The sequence below is a fragment of the Coleofasciculus sp. LEGE 07092 genome (genome assembly GCF_015207375.1).
Taxonomy (GTDB): domain Bacteria; phylum Cyanobacteriota; class Cyanobacteriia; order Cyanobacteriales; family Coleofasciculaceae; genus LEGE-07092.
In genome coordinates this window covers 1-11,138 of sequence record NZ_JADEWY010000090.1, presented here as the reverse complement: position 1 = coordinate 11,138, position 11,138 = coordinate 1, and the positions used below count along the sequence as shown (strand labels likewise).

Below are 11,138 nucleotides of genomic sequence, written 5' to 3'. Positions count from 1 at the left end.
CCTGTTCCCAACTTCTGCAATAAATCTAGTCAACTAAAAATTGGAGAGTTAACAATGTATCACAAAGCCTACGGCATTATTGAAACTCAAGCACCTCTTCATGTCGGTGCAAGTGCGGGAGAAGAAAGTGGCAATCTCAACCTAATTTTTCGCGATCAATTTACCCAAACCGGGATAATTCCAGGCAGTTCAATTCGGGGACGATTTCGGGCGGATATGCGTTACAAAAATGGCAACGCTGATTACTGGTATGGTAAAGCTGTTAATCATAGTAAATCTGAGGGAAGTGAATCGGATAGCAACAGTGAAAATAATACCAGCGAAGGTCTAGTTAAATTTGAATATGCATCCATTGTTTGGCTTCCCGTTTACTGTCCCAATCAACCTATCGTCAGAGTCTCTTGTCCGGCACTCCTCAATCGTTATCAAAAGATTACCGGAAAAGCTGTCACAGAGATTAAGCCCTACAGCTACTTCGGCAAAGCAGCTAGTAAAACTCTGTTTTTTAACTTAGGATTTTTGCCTCTAAAAACTCAGGAGCCAACGTTAAAAGACTGTTTTCCCCAAGAACTTGAAAAAAATCCCAAACATTTACTTTTAGTTGTCGATGATAAAGAGATATCTATGATTCATGATATGGCTCTTTATCGTCAGAGTCGAGTTGCCCTTGAACCGGACAAAAAGAAGGCGAAAAAAGGAGCATTTTTTGATGTAGAAGCGTTACCAGAAGGCACAGTTATGGCTTTTCCCATTGCTATGCGAGAAAGGTATGATGACAAAACTGTTGAATGGCAGCAATTTTTACAGGATAGCCAGTTTAATCAGCAGGACAAAGAACTCAAAGAACTCTATTTTGGAGGATTAGAATCGATTGGCTTTGGTCGAACTAAAGTCTTTGTCGCCTCCCACCCCTCTAATCTTGCTCAAAATAGCTAATTAATTACAGGAGTAACCCTTATGACTCAGACAGAAAATTCTCAAGAACTAACAGAGTGGCAACCTTACAACTTGGACTATTATGCTCAAGAAATAGTACTTAAGCACCGGGATAAAAAAAATGTTCTCAATGAGTCTCATAAAATGCGGATGGCTGTAGCGTATGGACTAGAACGATTTTGGGGGGAACATTTACGTCTCAAGTACGATAAAAAAGAAGAGAATCAAAACAAAAGTAAATACTGGAAAGACGTCTGGAATCAGTTAGCCATAATTCTCAGTCGTGCGGGAGTTAAATTGCATAACGATGAAATTAATTCTAGAGATGAAACTCAAAAAATTCAAGACATGGCACAAAAACTCTGGTCAATGCCGCTTGATGAACAGAGAGTTGCCTTAATGGTACTGACTCAACTTTGCGATGCCTTAGTGTGGTGGACACAACGTTATAAGAAAAAAGACAGTTAGAACCTTGATTCTTATAGGGTATGTTTTCAAAGTTCTAAATGTAGGTGTAGGAGCAAAGCATTTGTACCAGGATGTATGGCTCAAACCCAGATGGGAGGATACAAATGCTTCGCCCTGTCAAAACTGTATCTACTAGTAGTTACACAGAGGAGAAACATGCAATTAGCCAAAGCCTTACAAAGAGCGATCGCCCAAAAAGGAGATGATATTGATATCCCCATTCCGCCAAATGAGGGGAATGACGACAATGACGGCGATGACTGGGAACCCACCAATCCAGAACAAGTCCCGATGATGTACCGTGCCCAAGTACAAGGACGCTGTAGTTTGCAGTATGCCAAGGAGAACGATGATTTAAACCGATGGACTGAAGAATGGGTGTATCCAAATCCAGATCCAAAACAGGAACAGACTCCCTATTACCAGTACGCAGAACCCAAACTAGGACTCGATGGTTTAGTTTATCGACTAAAAGTTGACTTCCCGTTTCGGGTGTTTACCAATTGCGGTCAGGATAGCATCTTACGTCCGACTATTGGCAAAAATGGTATTCCTTTTGTTCCCGGTAGCGGGATTAAGGGGTTATTTGAGAGGCTTTCCCGTCATCCCCAAGTCAGTGAGGAACTTCAACAGAAGGTCAAAAAATACTGTGGGAGTCTAGAAGAACAGGGTATACTGCGCTTTCATGGTGCTTATCCGGTTGGGGATTGGGCAGGGGCAAAAACGGTTCAACCCAGGAATCGGCAAGCAGAAACTCGTTATCGTTTAGTCGATGTTGTCCATCCCCAGCAAAAGCGGCAAATTCAACGGGAAGGTTCTCCTAAGGCGATCGCTGTTGTTAGCTTTTTTCAACCGACGTTCGTATTTGAGTTAAGCAGCATCAAACCCTTACCAGAGGATGAGTGGCAAACGATTGCCGGATTGTTGAAACGGGCATTACGTTCTGGGTTGGGAGGGAAAACCAGTACTGGGTATGGGTTGTGTTTTATACCCCAAAACCATTATCCTCTCGATATTACCTTGAAGGGTAAAGGTGTCAGTCCTTTACTTCGTAGTGATGAACCGGAGTTTCGCCCCAATTTATTTAAAGCGAGTCTCAAAGGACACGTTCTTCGCTTACTTGCGGGTGTCAGTGGAAATGAGAAAGCTGTTCAAGATCAAGTTAATCGACTGTTTGGACATACAACTGAGCCTGGGGTATTGCAATTGTACTGGGAGTCTAAATCCTTAGAGTATGGCAAATGGGGACGGGAGGACACACCCACTTATGAAACGAAAGGAACACTCTATCTGGATGTGTCCAAACCCGATTTACGGTTTATGCAAAAGGTGATTGAATTTGCAGTGACGATGGGGGGTTTTGGCAAATCGTGGCGTCGAGTTTGGCATCGTGATTTTTTTCGGGATTATAAAACTCGTGGGATTGGGTGTCATTGGGTATGCCAAGACAGCAGTTTTGAGCCAACGGTTATTGTTAATCAGGATAATCTCAAAACCTTTTTAACTCAGCTACAGCAGACGACTAGGGATTATATGGGAGTCAAGGCTAATTCGGCTCAATGTTTGTCTTGGAAAGAAGCCTGGTGTTCAGAACGGTTAAGTGTTTACACTCAAGTTGTGTCTCAGTCAAAGGCGATTAAACTGTTTCATGAGGCTGAGTTTAAGACGACTCCTGCGATTGGAGGCAGAAACCCCGATGATAAGCGTCCCAAATTTATCAGTTTTGTGTGGCATCGGATGCTACCACTAGATGGCAATCGCTATCTAGAGATTGTGACGTTGTTTCATGGTGGGAAGTCGGGTAATAAGGTGGAGTGGTTAAAGTCTTGGCGGCGGCAAGACTCAAACGGTAAGGGAGAAAACCAGTTACCCCTGTTTATTCAAAAACTCAATGGTTTGGGATTTGAATTCACCTGGGGGACTAAACCTCCCATCTAGAATCACGCACCGTCAAGGTATGATGGTATCTAGGTTTGAGGGCAATTTTCAGATGTTCATCTACACACCTCGGCAAATCGCCGAAACCCTATGTTTTTCGTTGAGGTGTGTCGATGCCTTACAGGGAAAGGATTTGCGGTATGTGTTTGGAGCAATTTTTGGGAGGATATGTTATTATTTCCAGAGGTGTGTCGATTCGGCGGCTGAAACCCTTAGTGGGTAAGGGCTGCACGGGCGTACTCCCTACCGATTGGGTTAAATCGGATTAGTTGGAAACTTAAGTCTCTTCCCACAATACGAACAAAACCCCTTCCCTACCGATTGGGTTAAATCGGATTAGTTGGAAACTCGACATAAGCCGAGTAATTCCCTGCTGTTGCTTGCCAAGCAAGCAACCCCTACCGATTGGGTTAAATCGGATTAGTTGGAAACAAGAGGAAGCACCCTCTCATCTATGTCCGTTTTTTCCCCTACCGATTGGGTTAAATCGGATTAGTTGGAAACAAATAATGTAGAACATAATGATGTGTAAAAAATGTGTTCCCCTACCGATTGGGTTAAATCGGATTAGTTGGAAACCGTTTCCATGATTCACCTGTGTCATTCCACCACCCTACCGATTGGGTTAAATCGGATTAGTTGGAAACAGTGACTGCAGAAGATTTTTGATTTGTAAGTAACCCTACCGATTGGGTTAAATCGGATTAGTTGGAAACGTTATCACAGCATTCTCATTGTTATTCTTTAGTGCCCCTACCGATTGGGTTAAATCGGATTAGTTGGAAACGTTGAGTGTTCCCCGTTGTGTACTTAGTGAACCCTACCGATTGGGTTAAATCGGATTAGTTGGAAACATTTGTACCCGAAACGTCTCCGTTTCGGTTATCCCTACCGATTGGGTTAAATCGGATTAGTTGGAAACTCATTGAGTTTAACCTCCTAACCTTCCAATTTAGTAACCCCCTACCGATTGGGTTAAATCGGATTAGTTGGAAACACAAGGACTGGAAGGATTTGCATCGCATTTTCGCCCTACCGATTGGGTTAAATCGGATTAGTTGGAAACAAATTTCATGAGAATGAATCTCCAAAATACTAAGTTTTCAGCCCTACCGATTGGGTTAAATCGGATTAGTTGGAATACCCCCCTTCCAATAAGCAGATAGCTTAGAAGAAATCCTTCATAATTTTGGTGGGGATATATTATGAGCTTGGATTTCGACTGGTTGCAGCTCTTCTACAAATGGATTTTTAACCGGAAGTACCGCCTTCATTTAACTGGGTTTCGTCCGGAGGTTATCTGCTTCATTCAATCGACTGACTCCGAAAAAAATCATCTGTTAGTGCAGCCCCAAAGCGATCGCTCTATCTGGATGCCCCCCCAAGAAGGAATGGATCTAGAAGAAACTCTCAAAGCCTCTTCAATGCGCTGCTTGAATACAGAATTGGGACTAACAGAGTCGGAAGTTCAGTTCCGACGTAGTATCTGGGTAGGCAAGCGTTTATTTCCCTCCTATCGCAAAGACGAACGTGACTTAAGTTACTCCCTACGCGGGTGGGTAGACAAAAATCGAATGATTGGAAAAGCTTATTTTGCAGCACTAATCATTGTTGATAGTCAGGCAGTGATTCAGCCCAACCCAGCAGAAATCTATCAGTACCAGTGGGTGAGTGCGAGTAAGTTTCTCCAGCAAATTAAAACAAATCCCCCAGAAAAGCAGAAAATTCTGTGCCAAGCTTGGGTAAAACTAGTAATTCTGCCTCAGATTCAATAAATGAATCCTTGGAAGGTATCTACCGTCGTCACACAAACTAAGGCGTAACACCTCGAAGGGTAGTCAGGGCATAACGAACGCGCTCAACAGGTTCACGGTTAAAGCGAGCATTAGGAGCCTGCATGATAGAAAGAACAGGAGTAAATTCTGCGATCGCTTGAAGGCGTTGGTTATCAGAAAGATGACCATTGAGCCAAGCGGTAGCCGTATCCCGCGCAATTTCCCCCAGAATAGTCGCCGCATACCCCGGTGAGTCTTTCTGGTTGCTGACCAAAAAAGAGCGAAGTTTAGGCACCAAATTCAACGCCGCAGGTCCAAACTTGCCAATCCGAATAATGGCATTATTACGAATGTTATCATCAGCAGAATCTAATCGGGCAGCGTAGTAAGGCAGCAGATAAGGCGTAGCCTGTGAACCATAGCCCTGCAACTGAAACAGAGCCTCCTCCTGAATAGATGAATCGGGGTGCAGCACCAATCGCCCAACAACAGGCAAGCCTTGAATCTGTCCCAACCGCAGTAATGCCCAGGAGGTAGCAAGCTGCATCCAAGGATTATTATCCTCAAGGGCAAGACTCAGAGCAGCAATAGCACTGCGATCGCCTAACTTGCCCAGAGCAATAGCGGCATTAACTCGCACCAATTGCTCAGGATTATCTGGAGCCGGAGGATAAGACTCTGATCCAGGAAGCGACAGTCGCAAAGGGCGTATAGCCAAGGGTACATACAAGCCGTATCGGTTCACAGGGGGTGGCACATAACGCCCTGTATCCTCCAGTAGTAGCAGCAAGTCAGGAACCGCCGACTGTGCAGCCCCTCCGAGATTGCCCACCAGTTTCGCCGCCTGCAAGCGAACAAGTGGCTCAGGTGCTTTTAAGCCTTGGACTAATCCAGATAATGCCCCTGTCCCCAGTAACTCTAAGGCTTGTGTGGCAGCATCCCGAACCGTAAAATCCTCATCTTTAAGAGCCATGAGCAACTCCGCCGTCGTGCTAGAGTCCGCTTCGGCTCCCAAGACTTTAGGCAGAAGTGAACGTGAGTCTTGAAAAATGGACGCAGCGTTGCGACGTAGGGTAGGGTCAGGGTGCTGTAAGGCTTCTAACCAGTGAGAGAGTAGGGGTACAGAAGCACCGATCTCCGAGAGCGCCCAAGTCGCATTTAGTTTCACCCAAGGATCGGGGTCTTGCAAGGCTTGGGTGAGGGGAGGTGTAGCTAAGGTTCTAGCCGGTAAACCAATTTTTCCCAGCGCTGCTATAGCTGTAATCCGCAGTAGGTTTTCCGGGTTAGAGGGAGGGGTAGATGGAAAGCGTCGCTCTTGAACCGTTGCAGAGCCAGGAACAGAAGCAAGAGCAGGAACAGGAGGAATAATAAATCTTTGACTGGGAGAATACAACCCCGAATAGGATGACCCAGGCACGATCGCTCTGCGCCCATCGTCGATCATCTCAATCAATGCAGGAATAGCTGGCACGGCAGCATCCGTGAGATTTCCCAGCACCTCTGCCACACCACTTTTGACCAAAGGATCAGGGTCATCCATCGCGTTTACCAAAGCTGGCACAATATCTTGTTCACTGTCACTCAGTTGTTGAATAATTTGCCGACGCTTTTCAACATTAGCAGTGCGAAGTTGTTCGACTAAATCAGCAACGACGATTGGTTTTGCAGTCTCCTGCTCCCCCGGCATAGCTGACACGGATGGAGACAAGCTAAACGTTTCCCTTTGAGCTGCCGCAGGCGTCTCGTCAGCCAGGAACATCAGGATTGTTAACAGGCTCAAAGCCAAGCTGAGTCGAGAACTCATAATATTGCTCAATTTAAAATTTTGTGATCAAAAACGACTGGTCTTTAAAGGATACGACAACAGCGCTAGGCAGAAGGGATGCATATTGACAAAATATAGAGAAGCGGCAATGAGGGGTAAAGATAGCGGTGCGATGTAGCAAGTCGAGTGTTAGAGGATTAAGACAAATCCTCCCAAGAAGTTGATTTGGACTCTTTCTGAGGTACTGTTAGCCAGTTCTTTGAAGCTTAATTCGAGTCCAAATTACTGTTTGCAAGCTGAAAGCAAATCCCAGCCTTCTTGGAAAGCAAGCCGCTACAAATAGTGATCGAGTTTTATTCTGGCTAGCATAGAACATGAGTTCGAGAGCAAACCATGCTGAATCCGACCCAATCTTGGTTCTGGTTAGTTACCATTCTATTGTTAAGTATAGCTGGTTGTGTAAATCAGCAAACAACACCTTTATCAATACCATCCGAAACTACTCAATTAACCACTATTCCACAACCGCCCCCAGAATGTCCGAGCAAGTCGCGGCGGATAACTTATCAGCGGCTAGAGGATATCTTCAAACAGGCGAAATTGGGTATGAACAAAGTAGAATTATATGCCTTAGATCGTCAAATTCTTGCCAGTTTTGGGTCTCCCCAGTATGCCAAACGCGACCCAGAAAATGGCATTATCTATGAGTGGGTTAATCCGGATTGTCCGGGGTGGTACATTCGGGCAAGTTTTAATGCCAACAGTTACAACATCCAAACATCTGAGATTCCCCCGCCGATTGCTACTATTCCACCTCAAGATTCGTCATCCGAATTAAAGTATACTTTGGTTGGGCATCCCACCGAAATTGGAGGAATTGCGATCGCACCTGATGGAAAAACTTTAATTAGTGGTAGCAGTGATGGACAAATTCACTTTTGGCAGCTCTCAAATGGTAAACATTTACAAATACTCAAGGCAAAAGACTGGGTGAATAGTTTGAAAATAAGCTCAGATGGCAAGAAACTCTTGAGTTTGGGCAGTGAATTAACAACCTGGGACATGGCTACAGGTAAACCGATCCAAGAATGGAAGTTATGGGAGTTTACCAGTGGAGGATTAATTAACAATTTTTTCAGTCAGGATGGAAGTTGGATCGTCAACAAAGTTAATGATGAGATTGTCAATCTGTGGAACATTGAAACCCAAGAACAGATTAACTCATTCTCTCAACCAGAATACCAATTAGGATTAGGAGCAATCGCCATTCATCCAAACAATCGCATCCTGGCTACTACTTCATTTCGGGGAGTAGGCATAAATCAAAACCCGATCGTATTATGGGATTTGCCATCTGGTAAAAAGTTACAAACCTTATCTGGGCATAGTTCTAAAGTATTGACAGCCGAGTTTAGCCCGAATGGACAAGTGTTGGCAACTGGAACTAGTGAGATTAAACTTTGGAACTGGCAAAAAGGCATATTGAACAGAACACTTACAGGACAACAAGGTAAAAATCAGTTAATAGTATCAATAGTATTTAGTAAGGATGGAAAACGGTTAGCTAATGGTAGTAGCAACGGTCAAATTGACATTTGGGATATTCCAACTGGGCAACGATTAAAAACGCTAACTGGGCATAATAACGTCATAACTACGCTGTTGTTCGATCCAACAGGTCAGATTTTGATAAGTGGCAGTAAAGATCGAACCGTGAAAGTTTGGCAATTAAATTAGTAAATGACAGGCGATACTTAACAGTAAGTACAGTTGCTCCTTCTTGGTATGGTACGTTGGATTATATATTTATCAACCAACGGTGCAAGCACTGAGAAGATTGACCCGTTTTGTGATTTGTCTTTTTGAGGTTAGAAACTATGGGTATGCCTTGTGAAGTCAATAATATCTTGAAATTAAATTCATTTCAAGGATATCCAGACGAATTAGTGCCGAAAGCGCAACATCAAGTTGCTAAAGAAGGTTACAGAATTATCCCTACAGAGTCTATCAGTGTTACACCATCATTACTTTTGCGCCAATTCAAGCATTTATAGAAAAATCGCGCAAACTGCGGGACTTGTATGGGAGTTCCTATATTCCGTCTTTTTTATCTTGGATTATCTGTTTAGCTGCCGAAAAACAGGGTTATAGCGTAGTCTCTCCGGCACTGCCTAATCGTAACTCAGGGAATGCCCAATCAAATTGTGCTGCAAGGGAACCTTTACTCAGACGATATCCAAGGAATTCAAGACGCTTTTAACCAAGGTTGGAAGTGCTTAGTTGATAGCTGTTAAAGCGAGCATTAGGAGTCTGAATGATAGAAAGAACTTTACTAAATTCGGCGATCGCTTGAAGGCGTTGGTGACGACTACGAAGCACTCGCGGGCGGTTTAATCTAAAGTTATCTGCAACCTCTTTACCAATGGAACCAAGAGCAGGGGATATGGTGCTAGGGACTCCCCATCAAGCCAATCGCCCCCATCCCACACCAGCAAATGCCTCACCAAGACCCTTTGACCTAGTCATCGGGTTTACGCCTTCGGTATATCAGAAAGCCATCTTCCTCTGGCTAGCAGAAGGAGAAGGGTCTTGTGTCGTGTCAGCAGTACCCGGTTCCGGCAAAACGACAACCCTCATCAAAGGAGCCAACTACATCCCCAAGTATGTGGGCTCAGCTTCAGCGATGCGCAAAGCCCAATCACGTTTCCTGGCATTCAACAAGCACATCGCTCAACAACTCGAACAAAAGCTGCCCAAAACCATCAAATCCAGCACCATCCACTCTCTAGGATTATCAAGTATTTATCGCCGCTATCGAGGAAACATCGAGATAAACAAACGCAAATACGCTCAAATACTCAGCAGCTACCTCAGCGATCGCACAAAAGTAGACCCCCTAGAGTGGCGACGATTACTGGAAGTCATCAAATTTACGCAACTAACCCTCACCGACCCGAACGACAGCGTAGCATTAAAACAACTATGCCATCACTACGGCATTAGAACCAGTGGAGAGTGGGATTTTATCCAAAGAACAGTCTGTGATGTACTAGAGCACGGAATACACATTGCCTCCTCCTGTATTTCTTACGAAGATATGGTCTGGTTGCCCAACGTCTTAAACCTGCCCATGGGTGAGAATGACTTTCTGTTTGTGGACGAAGCACAAGACCTCAACAAAGCCCAACTAGAACTCGTCTTAAAAGCGCACTCCCAAGGAGCCAGAGGCATCTATGTCGGAGATCAGCACCAAGCAATTATGGGATTTAGCGCCTCCGACCACCGCAGCCTCAGTAACATCATTGAGCGCACTCAAGCCATCAGCCTACCCCTATCGATTTGCTACAGGTGCCCCACCAGCCATATTGAATTAGCCAACCAGATTTATCCGGTCATTGAACCCAAGCCCGCAGCACCTCCTGGGACAGTATCCCACATAAAAATTGCCGAAATTCCCAAATGGGTGCGAGGAGGCGACCTGATTATTTGTCGCTGCTTTTATCCGTTAATCCGAACCTACTTTGACTTACTAAGCGCAGGTATCCCTGCCTTGATTCGGAATAGAGATATCAGTAATCAGTTAGTGAATTTGTTAGAGCAGGTAGTAGGATTAGACGAGAAGTCCTACAGCAGCGACGCCTTTAGGCAAGTTCTGACGGCTTGGTATGAAGCTCAAAAAGCCGCCCTAATAGCCGATGGTGTAGAAGTGATGGTAATAGTAGGACTCCACGACCGGGTACAAACCCTAAACGCTATCTACAAAGGGGGTAAATGTAGCAATACCGCCGAACTGCAAGAGGCGATTAGCAATCTCTCAAAACCGACCCCCAATGCGGTCAACCTGACAACCATCCACGGTGCAAAAGGCTTAGAAGCCAATCGCGTCTTTCACCTCAGACCTAGCTTAGTGCCTCATCCAAAAGCCGCGAAAGATTGGGAAAAGGAACAAGAAAAAAACTTACAATTTGTGGCATTAACTCGCGCTAAACAAGAGTTGTTTTTTGCTCAATAGGACGAGCTTAACAAAGTAGCGACAGCCCGCACTAACACTTCAGGCTCAACAGGTTTGGCAAGATGGTGTTGAAAGCCAGCCGCGAAAGCCTGTTGTTGATGAAAGTCTCCGGCATAACCCTCTTCTGTCACTTTCCGAAATGAGCTAGTAGTTAATCAGTGAAATCATCCAGAAGCATAACAAGGTTTAAATTGATTCATTGCAGCCATTAAATGATTGAATCCCAGCAATAAATAACGATTAG

Annotated in this window: 9 protein-coding genes and 1 CRISPR repeat array; of the genes, 7 read left to right on the top strand and 2 right to left on the bottom strand. The window is 44.6% G+C overall.

From position 1 onward, the window contains the following. The first annotated feature begins 54 nt into the window (after window positions 1–54). From IQ257_RS20110 to IQ257_RS20095, 4 genes are all read left to right on the top strand, one after another. Window positions 55–936 (top strand): RAMP superfamily CRISPR-associated protein, encoded by an 882-nt coding sequence (locus tag IQ257_RS20110; RefSeq protein WP_193875953.1) that lies wholly within the window; start codon window positions 55–57, stop codon window positions 934–936. Window positions 937–957: 21 nt separating this feature from the next. After that, on the top strand, window positions 958–1,404 hold the full coding sequence (locus IQ257_RS20105; RefSeq protein WP_193875951.1) for a hypothetical protein: 447 nt from the start codon (window positions 958–960) through the stop codon (window positions 1,402–1,404). 156 nt (window positions 1,405–1,560) lie between these two features. Further along, entirely contained in the window at window positions 1,561–3,342 is a 1,782-nt protein-coding gene (locus IQ257_RS20100; RefSeq protein ID WP_193875949.1) for an RAMP superfamily CRISPR-associated protein, read from the top strand. A gap of 241 nt (window positions 3,343–3,583) precedes the next feature. Next, window positions 3,584–4,485: direct repeats of the CRISPR family, unit length 36 nt; unit sequence CCCTACCGATTGGGTTAAATCGGATTAGTTGGAAAC. Between the two features lie 62 nt (window positions 4,486–4,547). Then, window positions 4,548–5,117 (top strand): NUDIX domain-containing protein, encoded by a 570-nt coding sequence (locus tag IQ257_RS20095; RefSeq protein WP_193875947.1) that lies wholly within the window; start codon window positions 4,548–4,550, stop codon window positions 5,115–5,117. A 37-nt stretch (window positions 5,118–5,154) separates the two neighbouring features. Here IQ257_RS20095 and IQ257_RS20090 read toward each other — a convergent pair whose 3' ends face one another. Then, window positions 5,155–6,921: a HEAT repeat domain-containing protein gene (locus tag IQ257_RS20090; RefSeq protein ID WP_193875944.1), complete on the bottom strand. Its 1,767-nt coding sequence runs from the start codon at window positions 6,919–6,921 to the stop codon at window positions 5,155–5,157. Window positions 6,922–7,275: 354 nt separating this feature from the next. On the opposite strand from IQ257_RS20090, the gene IQ257_RS20085 reads away from it, so the two are divergent. The 3 genes from IQ257_RS20085 (at window position 7,276) to IQ257_RS20070 (ending at window position 10,894) form a co-directional block, all read left to right on the top strand. Continuing rightward, a complete protein-coding gene (locus tag IQ257_RS20085) occupies window positions 7,276–8,619 on the top strand; it encodes a WD40 repeat domain-containing protein (RefSeq protein ID WP_193875942.1) in 1,344 nt (447 codons plus the stop codon). A gap of 340 nt (window positions 8,620–8,959) precedes the next feature. Further along, complete coding sequence (locus IQ257_RS20075; RefSeq protein WP_265584512.1) at window positions 8,960–9,142, top strand: hypothetical protein; 183 nt, start codon at window positions 8,960–8,962, stop codon at window positions 9,140–9,142. Window positions 9,143–9,304: 162 nt separating this feature from the next. Continuing rightward, window positions 9,305–10,894 (top strand): UvrD-helicase domain-containing protein, encoded by a 1,590-nt coding sequence (locus IQ257_RS20070; RefSeq protein ID WP_193875938.1) that lies wholly within the window; start codon window positions 9,305–9,307, stop codon window positions 10,892–10,894. Here IQ257_RS20070 and IQ257_RS20065 read toward each other — a convergent pair. After that, window positions 10,888–11,025 (bottom strand): hypothetical protein, encoded by a 138-nt coding sequence (locus IQ257_RS20065; RefSeq protein ID WP_193875936.1) that lies wholly within the window; start codon window positions 11,023–11,025, stop codon window positions 10,888–10,890. The two genes, IQ257_RS20070 and IQ257_RS20065, sit on opposite strands and share 7 nt — an antisense overlap. Between the last annotated feature and the right edge of the window lie 113 nt (window positions 11,026–11,138).